21 protein-coding genes are annotated in these 16,622 nt (G+C 74.4%); 18 read left to right on the top strand and 3 right to left on the bottom strand.

Features of this window, described 5'->3' with window-relative positions; translation table 11 throughout:
- Positions 1-417 (bottom strand): VOC family protein, encoded by a 417-nt coding sequence (locus Q1A09_RS18210; protein ID WP_299958166.1) that lies wholly within the window; start codon positions 415-417, stop codon positions 1-3.
- Between the two features lie 141 nt (positions 418-558).
- Between Q1A09_RS18210 and rpsP the strand changes: the two genes are divergently transcribed.
- The 14 genes from rpsP to whiG all read left to right on the top strand — a co-directional run bounded on the left by rpsP (position 559) and on the right by whiG (position 11,179).
- On the top strand, positions 559-1,053 hold the full coding sequence (rpsP, locus tag Q1A09_RS18205; protein ID WP_299958163.1) for a 30S ribosomal protein S16: 495 nt from the start codon (positions 559-561) through the stop codon (positions 1,051-1,053).
- Positions 1,054-1,056: 3 nt separating this feature from the next.
- On the top strand, positions 1,057-1,293 hold the full coding sequence (locus tag Q1A09_RS18200; protein ID WP_299958160.1) for an RNA-binding protein: 237 nt from the start codon (positions 1,057-1,059) through the stop codon (positions 1,291-1,293).
- 44 nt (positions 1,294-1,337) lie between these two features.
- Positions 1,338-1,853, top strand: a complete 516-nt coding sequence (gene rimM, locus Q1A09_RS18195; RefSeq protein WP_299958133.1) for a ribosome maturation factor RimM — start codon at positions 1,338-1,340, stop codon at positions 1,851-1,853.
- A complete protein-coding gene (gene trmD, locus Q1A09_RS18190) occupies positions 1,850-2,596 on the top strand; it encodes a tRNA (guanosine(37)-N1)-methyltransferase TrmD (protein WP_299958131.1) in 747 nt (248 codons plus the stop codon). Before rimM ends, trmD begins: the two co-directional genes overlap by 4 nt.
- Positions 2,593-3,093, top strand: coding sequence for an NUDIX hydrolase (locus Q1A09_RS18185; protein ID WP_299958129.1), 501 nt, complete (start codon positions 2,593-2,595; stop codon positions 3,091-3,093). The genes trmD and Q1A09_RS18185 overlap by 4 nt, the downstream gene beginning before the upstream one ends.
- 159 nt (positions 3,094-3,252) lie before the next feature.
- On the top strand, positions 3,253-3,609 hold the full coding sequence (gene rplS, locus Q1A09_RS18180) for a 50S ribosomal protein L19 (RefSeq protein ID WP_299958127.1): 357 nt from the start codon (positions 3,253-3,255) through the stop codon (positions 3,607-3,609).
- A gap of 133 nt (positions 3,610-3,742) precedes the next feature.
- On the top strand, positions 3,743-4,804 hold the full coding sequence (gene lepB, locus Q1A09_RS18175; RefSeq protein WP_299958124.1) for a signal peptidase I: 1,062 nt from the start codon (positions 3,743-3,745) through the stop codon (positions 4,802-4,804).
- A gap of 162 nt (positions 4,805-4,966) precedes the next feature.
- A complete protein-coding gene (locus tag Q1A09_RS18170; protein WP_299958121.1) occupies positions 4,967-5,683 on the top strand; it encodes a ribonuclease HII in 717 nt (238 codons plus the stop codon).
- A complete protein-coding gene (locus Q1A09_RS18165) occupies positions 5,680-6,000 on the top strand; it encodes a DUF2469 domain-containing protein (RefSeq protein ID WP_163612132.1) in 321 nt (106 codons plus the stop codon). Before Q1A09_RS18170 ends, Q1A09_RS18165 begins: the two co-directional genes overlap by 4 nt.
- A gap of 146 nt (positions 6,001-6,146) precedes the next feature.
- Positions 6,147-6,530 (top strand): YraN family protein, encoded by a 384-nt coding sequence (locus Q1A09_RS18160; protein WP_299958114.1) that lies wholly within the window; start codon positions 6,147-6,149, stop codon positions 6,528-6,530.
- Positions 6,530-8,050 carry a YifB family Mg chelatase-like AAA ATPase gene (locus Q1A09_RS18155; protein ID WP_299958111.1) on the top strand — a complete coding sequence of 507 codons (1,521 nt, stop codon included), beginning with the start codon at positions 6,530-6,532 and terminating at the stop codon, positions 8,048-8,050. Before Q1A09_RS18160 ends, Q1A09_RS18155 begins: the two co-directional genes overlap by 1 nt.
- A complete protein-coding gene (gene dprA / locus Q1A09_RS18150) occupies positions 8,047-9,237 on the top strand; it encodes a DNA-processing protein DprA (protein ID WP_299958109.1) in 1,191 nt (396 codons plus the stop codon). Before Q1A09_RS18155 ends, dprA begins: the two co-directional genes overlap by 4 nt.
- Positions 9,238-9,373: 136 nt before the next feature.
- The gene (locus tag Q1A09_RS18145) at positions 9,374-10,333 is read left to right on the top strand and encodes a tyrosine recombinase XerC (RefSeq protein WP_299958106.1); all 960 of its coding nucleotides are present in this window, start codon (positions 9,374-9,376) and stop codon (positions 10,331-10,333) included.
- A gap of 48 nt (positions 10,334-10,381) precedes the next feature.
- The gene (gene whiG, locus Q1A09_RS18140) at positions 10,382-11,179 is read left to right on the top strand and encodes an RNA polymerase sigma factor WhiG (RefSeq protein ID WP_299958104.1); all 798 of its coding nucleotides are present in this window, start codon (positions 10,382-10,384) and stop codon (positions 11,177-11,179) included.
- Positions 11,180-11,321: 142 nt separating this feature from the next.
- Here whiG and Q1A09_RS18135 read toward each other — a convergent pair whose 3' ends face one another.
- Entirely contained in the window at positions 11,322-11,948 is a 627-nt protein-coding gene (locus Q1A09_RS18135; protein WP_299958101.1) for a DUF4262 domain-containing protein, read from the bottom strand.
- Between the two features lie 199 nt (positions 11,949-12,147).
- Entirely contained in the window at positions 12,148-12,675 is a 528-nt protein-coding gene (locus tag Q1A09_RS18130) for a M23 family metallopeptidase (protein WP_299958098.1), read from the bottom strand.
- 334 nt (positions 12,676-13,009) lie between these two features.
- Between Q1A09_RS18130 and rpsB the strand changes: the two genes are divergently transcribed.
- From rpsB to frr, 4 genes are all read left to right on the top strand, one after another.
- Positions 13,010-13,996 (top strand): 30S ribosomal protein S2, encoded by a 987-nt coding sequence (rpsB, locus tag Q1A09_RS18125; RefSeq protein ID WP_299958095.1) that lies wholly within the window; start codon positions 13,010-13,012, stop codon positions 13,994-13,996.
- Between the two features lie 159 nt (positions 13,997-14,155).
- On the top strand, positions 14,156-14,971 hold the full coding sequence (tsf, locus tag Q1A09_RS18120) for a translation elongation factor Ts (protein WP_299958092.1): 816 nt from the start codon (positions 14,156-14,158) through the stop codon (positions 14,969-14,971).
- Positions 14,972-15,182: 211 nt separating this feature from the next.
- Entirely contained in the window at positions 15,183-15,905 is a 723-nt protein-coding gene (gene pyrH / locus Q1A09_RS18115; RefSeq protein ID WP_299958455.1) for a UMP kinase, read from the top strand.
- A gap of 101 nt (positions 15,906-16,006) precedes the next feature.
- Positions 16,007-16,564 carry a ribosome recycling factor gene (gene frr / locus Q1A09_RS18110; RefSeq protein WP_299958089.1) on the top strand — a complete coding sequence of 186 codons (558 nt, stop codon included), beginning with the start codon at positions 16,007-16,009 and terminating at the stop codon, positions 16,562-16,564.
- Positions 16,565-16,622: the final 58 nt, after the last annotated feature.

Below are 16,622 nucleotides of genomic sequence, written 5' to 3'. Positions count from 1 at the left end.
TCACGGGCGGGCGACCAGCTCCACCTCGTAGCCGTCGGCGTCGGCGAGGTAGGCCGCCCGGTGGTCCGGGCCCCCGGCGAAGGGGTGCCGGTCGCCGAACAGCAGCGACCAGCCGTGCGCCGGCGCCTCGGCGACCAGCGCGTCCAGCTCCGCCGGGGAGCCGGCCCAGAACGCCACGTGGTTCAGGCCGGGAGCGCAGCGCTCGTGCCGGTCGCCGACCAGCGCCGGTGACTGCTCGACGACGAGGTAGCTCCCGTCGGCCCAGCGCCACGAGCGGCCGTGCTCCCAGGACTGGAACGGCTGCGCGCCGAGCGACCCCAGCAGCCAGCCCCATGACCGGGTGGCCCGGCCGAGGTGGGGCACCCACAGCTCGATGTGGTGCACGACGCCGGGCTGGGGTTCAGGAGCAGTCGCCACATCTGGCATCATGGTCTGTCGAACACGGCGGAGACGGCCCTCTCACCGTTTCCCGCCCGTGTCCATCGCTCCGCCCCGGCGTACCCCCACGCGTCTTCTCCGGCGAGCAACCACACACGTTCGAGGAGCACACCACACACCGTGGCCACCAAGATCAAGCTCATGCGCCTGGGCAAGATGCGCGCGCCGTACTACCGCATCGTCGTCGCCGACGCCCGCACCAAGCGGGACGGTCGCTCGATCGAGACGATCGGCAAGTACCACCCGAAGGAGGACCCCTCCTTCATCGAGGTCGACGCCGAGCGCGCCGCCTACTGGCTGGGTGTCGGCGCCCAGCCGACCGAGGCCGTCGCCGCCATCCTCCGGGTCACCGGTGACTGGCAGAAGTTCAAGGGCGAGCCGGCTCCGGCCCCGATGAAGGTCGCGGCTCCCAAGGCCGACAAGAAGGCCGTCTACGAGGAGGCCGCCCGCGCCGCCATGGGCGAGCCGGCCACCGACGCCACCACGCCGAAGAAGAAGGCCGCTCCCAAGGCCGACGCCGCCTCCGCTCCGGCCGAGGCAGTGGCCGAGGCGGCCGGCGCCGCCGGTTCCGGGTCCGCCGCCTCCGGCGCCCCGGCCGAGACGCCCGCCGAGTAAGACGTGCTCGAAGAAGCGCTCGAGCACCTGGTCAAGGGCATCGTCGACAACCCCGACGACGTCGTGGTCGACATGGTCAACGGCCGTCGCGGCAAGACCCTCGAGGTCCGGGTGCACCCCGACGACCTCGGCAAGGTCATCGGCCGCGGCGGGCGCACCGCCAAGGCGCTGCGCCAGGTCATGACCGGTGTCGGTGGGCGCGGCCTGCGGGTCGACGTCGTCGACACCGACGGGCGCTGAGCACTCCCGGCGCCTCCGGCGCCACCCCGCAGAACACCGACACCGTGGTGGTCGGCCGCATCGGCCGGCCCCACGGTGTCCGTGGTCAGGTGACCGTCGAGGTGCGCACCGACGACCCCGACCTGCGGTTCGCCCCGGGCGGCACGCTGCTCACCGAGCCCGCCACGCGGGGGCCGCTGACCATCGAGGCGGCCCGCTGGCACAGCGGCACCTTGCTGCTCACCCTGCTCCTGCCCGACGGCACTGTGGTCGCCGACCGCGAGGCGGCCGACGCGCTGCGCAACACCATGCTCCTGGTGCCCGTCGCGGCCCTGCCGGAGCTGGAGGACCCCGACTCCTTCTACGACCACCAGCTGGTCGGGCTGGCCGCCGAGCTGCCCGACGGCACGCCGGTCGGCCAGGTCACCGCCGTCCGGCACGAAGGCACCGAGCTGCTCGTCGTGCGCCGTCCCGAGGGCGGTGAGCTGCTGGTGCCGTTCGTGACCGCGATCGTCCCGACCGTCGACGTCGCCGCCGGCCGGCTGGTCATCGACCCGCCCGAGGGGCTGCTCGACCTGTGACGTTCCGCGTCGACGTCCTCACGATCTTCCCCGAGTACCTCGCCCCGCTGGGCCAGTCGCTGCTGGGCAAGGCCGCGGCCCGAGGGCTGGTCTCGGTCGGGGTGCACGACCTGCGGCAGTGGACCGACGACGTCCACCGCACCGTCGACGACTCCCCGTACGGCGGAGGGCCCGGCATGGTCATGCGCCCCGAGCCCTGGGCGCGGGCCCTGGAAGCGGTCCGCCCGCCCGGCACCCGGCTCGTCGTCCCCACCCCGGCCGGCCGGCCGTTCACCCAGGCGGTCGCGGCCCAGTGGGCCACCGAGCCCGGGCTGGTGTTCGCCTGCGGCCGCTACGAGGGCATCGACCAGCGGGTGGCCGACTGGGCCGCCGGGACCGGACCGGTGTCGGAGGTCTCGATCGGTGACTACGTGCTGGCCGGCGGCGAGTCAGCCGTGCTGGTCATGGTCGAGGCGGTCACCCGGCTGATCCCCGGTGTGGTGGGCAACGCCGACTCCGTCGAGTTCGACTCGCACGCCGACGGGCTGCTCGAGGGGCCCTCCTACACCCGGCCGGCGGCCTGGCGCGGGCACGAGGTCCCGCCGGTGCTGCTGTCCGGTGACCACGCGGCCATCGCCCGCTGGCGGCGGGCCGAGTCGCTGCGCCGCACCGCCGACCGGCGTCCCGACCTGCTCGCCGCGCTGCCCGACGGCGCGCTCACCGCCGCCGACCGCGCCGCGCTGGACGCGGACCCCTCGGCGTGACGCCCCGGGTCTGGGTACGCCCCTCGGCCCGGGTGCTGGTGCTCGACCCGCAGCAGCGGGTGCTGCTGTTCGGCGGTCGCGGCCTGCAGCCACGCACCGACCCCGGCCACGTCGAGTACTGGTTCACCCCCGGCGGTGGCGTCGAGGACGGCGAGGACCTGCGGACGGCGGCGGTGCGGGAGCTCGCCGAGGAGACCGGCCTCGTCGTCGGGCCGGCCGCGCTGGAGGGGCCGGTCTGGCTCCGCCGGTGGCAGGGGCAGTGGGGCGACACCGTGCTCGACGCCCGGGAGACCTTCTTCGTGCTGCGCGACGTGGTGCACGACGTCGACGTCAGCGGCCGCACCGAGCTCGAGCGGCAGCTGGACGAACCGCACCGCTGGTGGTCGCCGGCGGAGATCATCGACAGCGCCGAGCGGTTCGCCCCCCGGGACCTCGCGACGGCGCTCCCGGAGGTGCTGCGCGGCCCGTGGACGGGGCCGCCACGCGTGGTGGACTGAAGATGTGGCACAGTAGAGAGCTGCTGCAGGCCGTCGGCTCACGCCGACGGTGGCTCCGTCCCCCACCGGGCGGTGGAGCGCAGCCACCCGGCACGGCTGCAGTGGGAGACCGCTGCCCGAGTCACGACGACTTTCCCGCTAGGACTGAGGACTGCTGCGATGAACACCCTGGACGCCCTCGACTCTGCGTCGCTGCGCGACGACATCCCCGACTTCCGTCCCGGGGACACCGTGAAGGTGCACGTGCGGGTCATCGAGGGCAACCGCTCGCGTGTCCAGGTCTTCCAGGGCGTCATCATCCGGCGTCAGGGCGGCGGCATCCGCGAGACCTTCACCGTCCGCAAGGTCAGCTTCGGTGTCGGCGTGGAGCGCACCTTCCCGGTGCACACCCCGGTCGTCGAGAAGATCGAGGTGCTGACCCGCGGTGACGTCCGCCGGGCCAAGCTGTACTACCTCCGCGAGCTGCGCGGCAAGGCCGCCAAGATCAAGGAGAAGCGCGAGGTCGTCTCGCGCTGACCCCAGCGTCTCCCCGAACGGACCGGCTGCACTCTGCAGCCGGTCCGTTCGCGTTCGTGGGGTGTGCACGGCGACGGCGCCCGGCGGGCGGGTCGGCGGCCGCGTGGTCGGGCGGACCGTACGCTGGGCCGCGATGAGCACGCACGGGCCCGCTGAGCCTGCAGACGCCCGCCCCACCGGGCAGTCCGCCTCCACCGAGCCGACCCCCGAGTCCCCCGCGCGCGACACCGCCGACGGCGCACCCACCGGGTCCGGTCGCCGGGGCGGGAAGGACCGGGCGAAGAAGGGCTCGCTGCTGCGCGAGCTGCCGGTGCTGCTGGTGATCGCCTTCGTGCTGGCGCTGCTGGTGAAGACCTTCCTGGTGCAGGCCTTCTTCATCCCGTCGGGGTCGATGGAGCAGACGCTGCACGGCTGCACCGGCTGCACCGGCGACCGGGTGCTGGTCAACAAGGTGCCCTACTGGTTCGGCGAGCCCGAGCCGGGCGACATCGTCGTCTTCCGCGGGCCGGACACCTGGTCGCCGGAGATCGCCGTCGAGGAGCCCGGCAACTGGTTGTCCGGTGCGCTGCTGACGCTGGGGCGGGCCATCGGCGTCGCGCCGCCGAGCGAGGACGACTACGTCAAGCGGGTCATCGCCGTCGGCGGTCAGACGGTCGAGTGCTGCGACCCGGAGGGCCGCGTGCTGGTCGACGGTGAGCCGCTCGACGAGCCCTACATCTACCAGGACTCCCCGCTGGGCACCGGTACCTCCACCGGCCGGGAGTTCGGCCAGGTCCGCGTGCCCGAGGGGCGGCTGTGGGTCATGGGCGACCACCGCTCGGCCTCGGCCGACTCCAAGGCACACATGGACGACGAGTACGCCGGCACCATCGCGGTGGACGACGTGATCGGCAAGGCGGCGCTGATCGTCTGGCCGCTGGACCGGTTCGGCGTGCTCGACAGCCCCGACATCCAGCAGGGGCAGGCGGAGGGGCTCGCCCCGACCGGCAGCCAGCCCACCCCGGTCCAGGACACCGCCGCCCTCGCTGCGCCGTACGCGCTCGGCCTGGCCGGTGCCGCGCCGCTGAGCGCCTGGCGACGGCGGCGACGCGGTGCCCGGCTGACCGGGCCGTCGCGGCGACCGCCCCGGACGGGGTGGCGGCGGGTACGCCGTCCCGCGCAGACCCGGCCCGGCCGGGACGCCGACGCCGGCTGATGGACCGCGCAGCGGGCGCGCGCGACCTGGCCCCGCGACACGCACACCGTCGCTGCGCCGACGTAGGGTCGGCAGGCGATGGCCGCTCGACCTGCTCCCGCCGCACCCCGTCCGTCGGGGCGCCGGGCTCCTCGTGACGACGTCCCGGACGACCTCTGGGCGATGGAACGCTCCCTGCGGCAGCGCGGCTTCGCCACGATCGCCGGCGCGGACGAGGCGGGCCGCGGCGCGTGCGCCGGGCCGCTGGTCGCCGCGGCGTGCGTGCTCCCGGCCGGACGGCGCGGGAAGGTGCCGGGCCTGGCCGACTCCAAGCTGCTCAACGCCGCCACCCGCGAGGACGTCTACGCCGAGGTGGTCGACCGGGCGCTGGCCTGGTCGGTGGTGGCCATCCCGGTGGGGGACCTCGACGCCCGGGGGATGCACGTGACCAACATCGAGGCGCTGCGCCGCGCGGTCCGCGCCCTGGACCCGCTGCCCGAGTACGTGCTGACCGACGGCTTCCCGGTCAGCGGCCTGGTGCAGCCCTCGCTCGCGGTGTGGAAGGGCGACCGGGTCGCCGCGTGCGTCGCGGCCGCCTCGGTGCTGGCGAAGGTGACCCGGGACCGGGTGATGCTGGAGCTGGACGGCCGGTTCCCGCAGTACGGGTTCGCCGAGCACAAGGGCTACATCACCGACGCGCACAGCGCCGCGCTCGACCATCACGGGCCGTGCCCGGAGCACCGGATGCGGTTCGTCAACGTCGCCCGGGCCCGCGATGCACACGCCGTCCGCACGCCGCCGCTGCCGACTGCGACCGGCATGCACGATGATGGTCCGGTGCCGCCCGGGGCCCCGGTCGCGGCACTGACGTCCCCGGCACCGATGGAGCACGCGCGATGAGCACCGAGGACCTCGAGAAGTACGAGACCGAGATGGAGCTGCAGCTCTATCGCGAGTACAAGGACATCGTCCGCCAGTTCTCCTACGTCGTGGAGACCGAGCGGCGCTTCTACCTGGCCAACAGCGTCGACCTCCAGGTCCGCGACGCCGGGGGAGAGGTGTTCTTCGAGCTGAAGCTCTCCGACGCCTGGGTGTGGGACATGTACCGCCCTGCCCGGTTCGTGAAGAACGTGCGGGTGGTGACGTTCAAGGACGTCAACGTCGAGGAGCTGGACAAGCCCGACCTCGAGCTGCCGGACAACCCCCGGCTGCCCTGATCGGTCCCTCGCCCGGTTGCCGCGCACCCGGGCACGTTCACCGCTGGTGAGTCCGGGCGGCTCGTCGCCGTCCACAGCCGGGGCCGTCGTCCACAGTGGGGCCCGGCCCCTGGTGGGGCGCCGGCACCGGCCGTCACGGTCGACGGGTGCCCACTCCGCCCCGTGCCCAGCCTCCCGACCACCGTGCCGCCCTCGGCGCCTACGGCGAGCGCGTCGCCGTCCGGGCGCTGACCGACGCCGGGCTGCTCGTCCTCGACCGGAACTGGCGCTGCCGCGGCGGTGAGCTCGACGTCGTCGCCCGGGACGGCGATGCGCTGGTGTTCTGCGAGGTCAAGACCCGACGCGGCACCGGATTCGGGCCACCGGCCGAGGCGGTCACCCCCGCCAAGCGCCGACGACTGCGGGTGCTGGCCAGCGCCTGGCTGGCCGCCCACGACCACCACGCGCCCGACCTGCGCTTCGACGTCGTCGGCGTGCACGTGCCACCCAGCGGCCCGGTCCGGGTCACCCACCTGCGGAACGCGTTCTGATGGCGCTCGCGCGGACCTGGTCGGTGGGGCTGGCCGGTGTGCAGGGCGCGATGGTCGAGGTGGAGGTGGACCTCGCGCCCGGCGTGCCCACGGTGGTGCTCGTCGGCCTGCCGGACGCGGTGGTGCGGCAGTCGGTCGACCGGGTGCGCGCCGCGGTGGTCAACAGCGGCCACGACTTCCCGCTGCGCCGGGTCACGATCGGGCTGTCCCCGGCGGCGATGCCCAAGCAGGGCAGCGGGTTCGACCTGGCACTGGCCGTCGCCGTCCTGGCCTGCACCCGGGTGGTGCCCGGGGCCGCCGTCCGCGACCTGGTGCTGCTCGGGGAACTCGGGCTGGACGGTTCGCTGCGCGCGGTACGCGGTGTGCTGCCGGCCGTGCTGGCCGCGGTGCGCGCCGGCCACCGGCGGGTCGTCGTGCCGCAGGACAACGCGGACGAGGCCGGCCTGGTCGAGGGCGTCGAGGTCCTCGCCGCCGGCAGCCTGGGCGAGGTGGTGGCGCACCTGGCGGGCAAGGCACTGCTGCCGCCGCACGTGCGGGCGGCGACCGTCCCGGCTCCGCCGGGGCCGGACCTCGCCGACGTGGTCGGCCAGGCGGCCGGACGGCGGGCGGTGGAGGTCGCCGCGGCCGGTGGCCACCACCTGTTCCTCAACGGGCCACCCGGCGCCGGGAAGACGATGCTCGCCGAGCGGCTGCCCGGGCTGCTCCCACCGCTGGACGAGCAGGCCGCGCTCGAGGTCACCGCGATCGCCTCCATCGCCGGCACGCTGCCCCCGGGGGCGCCACTGGTCACCCGGCCGACGTTCGAGGCGCCGCACCACTCGGCCACGATGGCCGCGCTGGTCGGCGGCGGCTCGGGTCAGATCCGCCCGGGCGCCCTGTGCCGGGCCCACCGCGGCGTCCTGTTCCTGGATGAGGCGCCCGAGTTCCCCCGCACCGTGCTGGACACGCTGCGCCAGCCGCTGGAGCGGGGCTCGGTGACGATCCACCGGGCCAGCGGCGCGGCGACCTTCCCTTGCCGGGCGCAGCTGGTGCTGGCGGCCAACCCCTGCCCGTGCGCCAGCGCGGCCGGTGACACGGCCTGCACCTGCAGCCCGCTGGAGCGGCGGCGGTACCAGTCCCGGCTCTCCGGCCCGCTGCTGGACCGCATCGACCTGCGGGTCACCCTGCCGCCGGTCACCCGCGCGGCCTGGCTGGACGGGCTGGGCAGCCCGGAGCCGACCGCGACGGTGGCCGCGCGGGTGCACCGAGCCCGGGCCACCGCGGCGGAGCGGATGGCCGGCAGCGGGCTGGGGCTCAACAGCGACGTGCCCGGCCGGCTGCTCCGGGAGCGATGGCCGGTACCGCGGAGGGCCCTGTCGCTGGCCGAGCGGGCGCTGGAGCGTGGATCGCTGTCGGTGCGCGGCTTCGACCGGGTGTTGCGGGTCGCCTGGACGGTCGCCGACCTGGCCGGCCATTCCGTCCCGACCGCCGACGACGTCGCGGAGGCGCTCGGCATGCGGCTGCAGCGGGTGGTGGCATGAGCGGGCACCCGATGGTCGCCCACGAGGTGCGGCGGGCCCGGGCGTGGCTGTCGAGGGCGGTGGAGCCGGGGTCGGTGGCGATGTGGCGGTTCGTCGAGGAGGCCGGGCCGGTGGCCGCCGCCGCGGCGCTGCGCGCCGGGGCGGCGCCGCCGGCGGTCCAGGCGCTGGCCGGTGCCCGCGTCGGGGAAGACACCAGCATCGACGACCTGGCCCGTGCGGAGCGCTGCGGCGCCCGGCTGGTCGTGCCCGAGGACGACGAGTGGCCGGTGCAGGCACTGCACTGCCTCACCGTCGCCTCCGCCCGCGAGGCGCCGGACGCCGCCGTGGACCGGACGCTGTCGTTGGTGCCGCCGCTGGCCCTGTGGGTGCGCGGGGAGCGTCCGCTGGCCGAGGTGGTCGACCGGTCGGTGGCGCTGGTCGGCGCCCGGGCCTCGACCGCCTACGGCGAGCACGTCGCCGCGGAGCTCGCGCACGGGCTGGCGGAGCGGGGCTGGACGACGGTCTCCGGTGGCGCCTTCGGCATCGACGCCGCCGCGCACCGCGGTGCCCTGGCCGCGGGCGCCCCCACGGTCGCGGTGCTCGCCTGCGGGGTCGACCGCGCCTACCCGGCATCGCACTCGGCCCTGTTCGCCCGCCTGCTGGACGACGGTCTGCTGATCAGCGAGTGGCCCCCGGGGTGCGCCCCGCTGCGTCACCGGTTCCTGGTGCGCAACCGGTTGATCGCCGCGCTCACCCGCGGCACGGTCGTGGTCGAGGCCGCTGCGCGGTCGGGAGCGCAGGCCACCGCCAAGAGGGCCAGGGACCTGGGCAAGCAGGTGATGGCGGTGCCGGGCCCGGTCACCTCGGCGATGAGCGTCGGGTGCCACCAGCTGCTGCGCGACACCGAGCGGGCGGCGGTCCTGGTGACCTCGGCAACCGACGTCGTGGCGGCGGTCGGCCGGATGGGGGAGGGGCTGGAGCTGCCGGCAGAGCCACCGGCGAGGGCCCGGGACTCACTGTCGGACGTCGCCCGCCGGGTGCTCGACGCCTGCCCGGTGCGCGCCGGTGTGCCGCCGGAGCGGCTGGCCGCCGTCGCCGGCTGCACCGTCGTGGACGTGCTGCGGGTGCTGCCGGCCCTGGAGCTGGCCGAGCTGGTCGAGTGGACCGGCACCGGCTGGCGGGTCACGTCCACGGCGTCGAGGGCCTGAGCAGCCGTTCGCGGCCGCCGGTGGCTCCCGCCGGCGGTCGCGGTCGTCGTCAGTGCCTGGCGCCAGGAGATCGTGGGCAACCCATCGCCCGGCGCGGCGGGTTGACCGGCCGGGTCCGCCGACGGACGCTGCGCCCATGCCCACCGGGACCGCAGAGCTGCGCGCAGGGCTGCCGCCTGCGCTGGCCGAGTCGCTGGAGGCCTGGGAGGAGCACCTGCGGCTGCAGCGGGACCTCTCCGAGCACACCGTCCGCGGGTACGTCGGCGACGTCGTCTCGCTGCTGGACCACCTGGTCCGTCGCAGTGGCCGCACCGTGGCCGACCTCGACCTGGCCACCCTGCGCAGCTGGCTGGCCCTGGGGCGCACTCGTGGTGACGCCCGGTCGACCACCGCGCGGCGCGCCGCCTCGGCGCGCTCGTTCACCGCCCACCTGCGCCGCAGTGGCCAGGTGGCCGAGGACGTCGGCCTGCGGCTGTCCAGCCCACGCGCGCACCGCACCCTGCCCGGCGTGCTGGGCGCCGACCAGGCCCGGGCGGTGCTCGAGGAGGCCGCCCGCCCCGCCGCCGAGGACGAGCAACCGGCCGACACGGCGCTGCGGCTGCGCAACGTGCTGGTGGTGGAGCTGCTCTACGCCAGCGGCGTGCGCGTCGGTGAGCTGGTCGGCCTGGACGTCGACGACGTCGACCGGGGCAGGCGGCTGCTACGGGTGCTCGGCAAGGGCCGCAAGGAGCGCAGCGTGCCCTTCGGTGCCCCGGCCGCCGCCGCGCTGGAGGACTGGCTCACCCGGGGCCGCCCGGTGCTCGCGACCGCCGGCAGCGGGCCGGCGCTCTTCCTCGGTGTGCGCGGTGGCCGGCTGGACGCCCGGGAGGCCCGCCGCGTCGTGCACGCGGCAGTGGCCGCGGCGCCGGGCACCCCCGACGTCGGCCCGCACGGCCTGCGGCACTCGGCGGCCACGCACGTGCTGGAGGGCGGAGCTGACCTCCGCAGCGTCCAGGAGCTGCTGGGTCACGCTAGCCTCGCCACCACGCAGGTCTACACACACGTGACGGTCGAACGGTTGCGGGCGGTCCACGCCCAGGCCCATCCCCGAGCGTGAGAGGTGCGCCGATGAACGGAACGGCAACGGTCGAACGGGGGAGTGCGGGTGTCTGAGGCAACGGTCCAGCAGGTCGGTGCGAGCGAGGACCCGGACTCCTTCGTCACCGACCTCTGGGGGCGGTACGTGGCCGACCGGGACACCGGCCTGCGCGACCGGCTGATCCTGCACTACGCACCCCTGGTCAAGTACGTCGCCGGCCGGGTGGGCAGCGGTCTGCCCGCGCACGTCGAGCAGGCCGACCTGGTCTCCTACGGCACCTTCGGCCTGATCGACGCGATCACCCGCTTCGAACCCTCGCGGGAGATCAAGTTCGAGAGCTACGCCATGGCCCGCATCCGGGGCGCGATCATCGACGAGCTGCGCTCCACCGACTGGATCCCGCGCTCGGTGCGGATGAAGGCCCGGCAGTACGAGCGCACGGTCGCCGCGCTGGAGGCCAGGCTGCAGCGCAGCCCGACCGACGAAGAGGTCGCCGACGAGATGGAGATGGACGTCGAGGACGTCCGCAAGTTCCTCGGCCAGCTCTCCCTGGTCAACGTGGTCGCCCTCGACGAGCTGCTGGTCGACGACGACGGTTCGGCGCCCCGGCTGGGCGACACGCTCAAGGACACCGCCGCCCTGGACCCGCAGGCGATGGCCGAGCACGGCGAGGCCCGGCAGCTGCTGGCCCGGGCGGTGGAGCAGCTCCCGGACCGGGAGAAGGTCGTCGTCAGCCTCTACTACTTCGAGGGCCTGACCCTGGCCGACATCGGCCGCGTCCTGGGCGTCACCGAGAGCCGGATCTGCCAGCTGCACACCAAGGCCGTGCTGCACCTGCGCACCAAGCTCGCCGACATCGCCTGACCTCGGGTCGGCCCCTGCGCCGCCCCGGGTGCCCCTCCGCGGAGACGACGACGGCCGGGTGCCGTCACAGGACGGCGGCCACGGGTGCGCCCTGCGGCCATGGGCCCGCCCTGCGGCCATGGGCCCGCCCTGCGGCCTTGTCTCAGTCGCCGGCCGGGCGCTCGTCGGGGCGCGGGCCGAGCAGCGGCTGGGCGCCCGGCGGGTTGCGGTGGCCATCCTGCCAGGGCAGCAGCCCGGTGGAGTCCGGCCAGATCAGCTGCAGCGCGTCGACCGAACCGGAGAACTGCTCGGCCACCGACAGCCGGGTGGTGTCCTCGACGGTCAGGAACACGACGGGGGAGTCGGGGTCGGTCAGCGCGGTGGTGGACACGCCCGGACCGAACCGTGCGCCCGCGCGGACGGCCTCACCGACCAGGTTCAGGTACTTCTCGCCGGCCGGGAACGGCAGCCCGACGACGATCACCTCGGGGTGCTGCCAGGCCGACAGCCCGACCGTGTAGGAGTAGCGGGGGTCGGCGGGGGAGGTGCCGCCACCGTGCAGCACGGCCCAGCCGAACCGGTCGATCACCCGGCGGAGGTCTCCCAGGACCTGGTCGGCGTCCTGCTCCGCGGCGTCCCCCGGAGCGGGGTCGCCCGGCACGGTGACGTCGTCCGGTGCGCTGGGCAGAGCCGAGCCGGCCGGACCGGTGGCGCCCTGCTCCGCGGCCGGGCCAGCGCCGCTCTGCTCGGTGTCGCCCGGCTTCGGGGCCCGCTTGCGTCGGAATCGCACAGCAGGACGGTAGCGCCGGTACCGCCCGGCCAACGGGGGCCGCACCGCACCACCCGGTGCAGTGCCCGTGCCGGATGGCCTGGACGACCGCTTCGACACCGGGTCACGGCTGGCTGGGGTCGGGGCCGGCAGAGTCCCGGCCGAGGCCACTCACGCTGGGCCGGCGTCTGCACCGGAGGCGAACCCGACCCGGCACCGATCACGGCCAGGGCAGCAGCCGGACCCTCGGTGGGCGGAGCAGGGACAGCGGGTCGAGGTAGATCTCGGCCCGTCGCAGCCCCCAGTGCAGGCACGCATCGACCGGACAGCCCGCGTGGCCGCCGTCCAGCACCCCGAGCGGCTGACCGCGGGACACCGGCTGACCGGCCGCGAGCCCGGGACGCACCGGCTCGTACGTCGTCCGCAGGCCGTTCGGGTGGTCGACGCTGACCACCGGCCGCCCGGCGACCATGCCGGCGAAGGCGACGGTGCCGGCCCCGGCCGCCAGCACCTGCTGGCCGGTGTCGCCGGCCAGGTCGACGCCGCGGTGCCCGGCGGCGTAGGGCCCCGGCGGGGGTTCGAACGGCCGGGTCACGGTGTGGGCCGGCGCCAGCGGCCAGTCCCACAGTGCGTTGGCGGACGGCGGGGCGTCCACGGACGGCGGGGCGGCGCGGGCCGTCGGGGCGGGCTGTGCGCTGACCAGGGTGCAGGCCACCAGGAGCACGATGGGCAGCCGGCGGAGAGGCACACCTGGACCCTGCCGCCCGGCTGCGGGGTGAGGGGCCCAGGCAGGGGAGCTGTGGACGCCCGGGGCACCTGGGGACGGCCTGGTCGAGAGGCCTCTCGACACGGCGTATGCTCGTCCTGCGGTCCGCCTCCGGCGGATCGACTTCGCGTGTCCTCTTCCCGCTGCTCGTGCACCTGGCGAGCGCCGCGGGGCAGTCGTCACCTCGGTCCCGCTCCGGCGGGTTCGGTGGCGCGGCCGGACACCAGGGCGGCGCACCTCCCGGTGCGCCCGCGACAACCGAGCAGCGCGACGGCGGCCCCTGGCCGCCCGCGCACGAGAAGGAAGGCGGCGCCACGTGGCAGTCGTCAGCATGAAGAACCTGCTCGACAGCGGGGTCCACTTCGGGCACCAGACCCGTCGCTGGAACCCGAAGATGAAGCGGTTCATCTTCACCGAGCGCAACGGCATCTACATCATCGACATCCAGCAGACGCTGGGTTACATCGACCAGGCCTACGAGTTCGTCAAGCAGACCGTGGCCCACGGCGGTTCGATCATGTTCATCGGCACGAAGCGCCAGGCGCAGGAGGTCATCGCCGAGCAGGCGACCCGCGTCGGCATGCCCTACGTGAACCAGCGCTGGCTGGGCGGCATGCTCACCAACTTCCAGACCGTCTACAAGCGCCTCGCCCGGCTCAAGGAGCTCGAGGACCTCGAGCAGACCGGCGCGCTGGTCAGCCTCTCCAAGAAGGAGCAGCTGGTCCTCTCCCGCGAGAAGGCCAAGCTCGAGCGCTCCCTCGGCGGCATCCGCGACATGCAGAAGGTGCCCAGCGCCGTCTGGATCGTCGACACCAAGAAGGAGCACATCGCCGTCGGTGAGGCCCGGAAGCTGGGCATCCCCGTCGTCGCGATCCTCGACACCAACTGCGACCCCGACGAGGTCGACTACAAGATCCCGGGCAACGACGACGCCATCCGCAGCACCGCGCTGCTGACCCGCGTGATCGCCGACGCGGTCGCCGAGGGCCTCATGGCCCGCTCGGCCGCGCAGGCCAACGCCGGTCGTAGCGAGGACGGCGCCGAGGCCCCGGCCGCCGCCGAGCCGCTGGCCGACTGGGAGCGCGAGCTGCTGACCGGCGGCACCGCCGACGCCGCCGCCCCGGCTGCCGAGGCCGTCCCGGCCGTGGCCACCGAGGCCCCCGCCGGCGAGGCCACCGCCACCGAGCTGCCCGAGACCCCGGCCGCCCCGCCGGCCGTGACGGCCGACGAGGTCGCCCCGGTCGAGGGCGTCCCGGCCACCGGCGACCAGAGCACCGGTACCCAGGGCGCGCAGAACGGCTGAGTAAGGACCCCCTCGCCCCCCACCGCACGCACGCTCGCGGTGGGGCCCTGCGAGGGGGCCGGTCCGCCCTCCCCGTCCACCGGACGGGGAGGGCGGGCTTGCGCTGACAACTCGATCTCGGGGCCGTGTGCCCCTCCCCACCAGAGCAGAGGAAGTGACATGCCTGCTTTCACCGCAGCCGACGTGAAGCGTCTCCGTGACGCCACCGGCGCCGGCATGATGGACTCCAAGAAGGCCCTGACCGAGGCCGATGGCGACTACGACAAGGCCATCGAGTTCCTCCGCGTCAAGGGCGCGAAGGACGTGGGCAAGCGCCTGGAGCGCTCCACCACCAACGGCATCGTCGTCAGCCGCGACGGCGCGCTGCTCGAGCTCGACTGCGAGACCGACTTCGTCGCCAAGAACGCCGACTTCGTCGCCCTGGCCGACCGGCTGCTGGGCCTCGCGCTGGAGGCCAAGCCGGCCGACGCAGCGGGCCTGCTGGCCACCGAGGTCGACGGCCAGACCGTCGAGAAGCTGATCGAGGGCGAGTCGGCCCGCATCGGCGAGAAGCTCGTGCTGTCCAAGGTCGCCCTGTTCGAGGGCCCCACCGCCGTGTACCTCCACAAGCGCGCCACCGACCTGCCCCCGGCCATCGGTGTCGCCGTGCAGTACTCCGGTGGCGACGAGGACGCGGCCCGGTCGCTGGCGATGCACATCGCCGCCGCCCGGCCGCGGTACCTGACCCGCGAGGAGGTCCCGGCCGAGGCGGTCGAGACCGAGCGCCGGGTCGCCGAGCAGACCGCGAAGGAGGAGGGCAAGCCCGAGCAGGCGATCAGCAAGATCGTCGAGGGTCGGGTCAACGCCTACTTCAAGGACTTCGTGCTCCTCGAGCAGCCCTCGATCACCGAGCCGAAGCGCACCGTCAAGCAGGTCATCGCCGACGCCGGTCTGACCGTCGACCGGTTCGCCCGCTTCGAGGTCGGCCAGGCCTGATCCAGGTCTGAACGCCCGTGACATCCACCGGCCCCGCTCCCTCCGTCAGGAGGACGGGGCCGGTGGCCTGTCCAGGCCCGGCAGCGCGGGAGACCCGCGCCGGGATGGGGCAGGATCGATCCACCCGACACCGAACCGAGGGACGCTCGTGACCGACACCCAGCCCGCCACCCAGGGGGCGCTCAAGTCCGCCCCCACCGCCTTCGCCCCGCTGGACGGCTCCGGCTACCGCCGGGTGCTCCTGAAGCTCTCGGGGGAGGCCTTCGGTGGCGGCAAGGTCGGCGTCGACCCGGTCATCATCCGCAGCATGGCCGAGCAGCTGGCCGCGGTGGTGGGCGCCGGCACGCAGGTCGCCGTGGTCGTCGGCGGAGGCAACTTCTTCCGCGGCGCCGAGCTCTCCCAGGCCGGCATGGACCGCAGCCACGCCGACTACATGGGCATGCTCGGCACGGTGATGAACTGCCTCGCGCTGCAGGACTTCTGCGAGAAGGCCGGCCTGGAGACGCGCGTGCAGACCGCGATCACCATGGGCCAGGTCGCCGAGCCCTACATCCCGCGCAAGGCGATCCGGCACATGGAGAAGGGCCGCCTGGTCATCTTCGGCGCAGGCGCCGGCATGCCGTACTTCTCCACCGACACCGTCGCCGCCCAGCGCGCCCTGGAGATCGAGTGCCAGGTGCTGCTGATGGCCAAGAACGGGGTGGACGGCGTCTACGACGACGACCCGCGCACCAACCCGGCGGCCACCATGTACCGCGACCTGGACTACGGCACGGTGCTGGCCAAGCAGCTCAAGGTCGCCGACGCCACGGCGATCAGCCTGTGCATGGACAACAAGATGCCGATCGTGGTGTTCAACCTGCTGCGTGACGGCAACATCGCGCGGGCAGTGGCAGGTGAGAGGATCGGCACCCTGATCAGCGAGCCGGCCTGACCGCTGGCTCCTGACCGCCGGACGGCGCACGCCGGACGCCGTCCCACCCGCACCAGACCCCGGCCAGCACGGCGGCAGCAGCCGCAGGAGGAGATGACCCCGTGATCGACGACACCCTGCTCGACGCCGAGGAGCGGATGGACAAGGCCTTGTCGGTCGCCCGCGAGGACCTCGGTTCCGTGCGCACCGGCCGCGCCGCGCCGTCCATGTTCAACAAGGTCGTCGTCGACTACTACGGTGCGCCGACCCCCGTGCCGCAGATGGCCTCGATCACGGTGCCCGAGGCGCGGATGGCGGTCATCAAGCCCTACGACGCCAGCCAGCTGCAGGCCATCGAGAAGTCGATCCGCAACTCCGACCTGGGCGTGAACCCGACCAACGACGGGTCACTGATCCGCGTGGTCTTCCCGCAGCTGACCGAGGAGCGCCGTCGCGACCTGGTGAAGGTCGCCCGGTCCAAGGGCGAGGACGCCAAGGTCGCCATCCGGAACGTGCGCCGGCGGGCCAAGGAGGAGCTGGACCGCATCGGCAAGGACGGCGAGGCCGGTGAGGACGAGGTGCGTCGTGCCGAGAAGGAGCTCGACGACCTCACCGCCGCCCACGTGGCGAGCATCGACGAGGCGATGAAGAACAAGGAGACCGAGCTCCTCGACGTCTGAGTCGAACCCGGACACCCGCTGGTGACCCCCGACCCGCACCGCCCCGAGCCGCCCGGCC

This window comes from uncultured Modestobacter sp. (assembly GCF_947486615.1).
In the GTDB taxonomy this organism is placed as follows: domain Bacteria; phylum Actinomycetota; class Actinomycetes; order Mycobacteriales; family Geodermatophilaceae; genus Modestobacter.
Note: the sequence above shows the minus strand (reverse complement) of the source record. Positions and strands in the feature narration are given on the sequence as shown.

Coding starts and splice junctions, on each gene's coding strand:
- dprA (WP_299958109.1), top strand. CDS start 8,047: ATGAGCGGGCACCCGATGGTCGCCCACGAGGTGCGGCGGGCCCGGGCG.
- Q1A09_RS18170 (WP_299958121.1), top strand. CDS start 4,967: ATGGAACGCTCCCTGCGGCAGCGCGGCTTCGCCACGATCGCCGGCGCG.
- Q1A09_RS18165 (WP_163612132.1), top strand. CDS start 5,680: ATGAGCACCGAGGACCTCGAGAAGTACGAGACCGAGATGGAGCTGCAG.
- Q1A09_RS18155 (WP_299958111.1), top strand. CDS start 6,530: ATGGCGCTCGCGCGGACCTGGTCGGTGGGGCTGGCCGGTGTGCAGGGC.
- tsf (WP_299958092.1), top strand. CDS start 14,156: ATGCCTGCTTTCACCGCAGCCGACGTGAAGCGTCTCCGTGACGCCACC.
- lepB (WP_299958124.1), top strand. CDS start 3,743: ATGAGCACGCACGGGCCCGCTGAGCCTGCAGACGCCCGCCCCACCGGG.
- rplS (WP_299958127.1), top strand. CDS start 3,253: ATGAACACCCTGGACGCCCTCGACTCTGCGTCGCTGCGCGACGACATC.
- Q1A09_RS18145 (WP_299958106.1), top strand. CDS start 9,374: ATGCCCACCGGGACCGCAGAGCTGCGCGCAGGGCTGCCGCCTGCGCTG.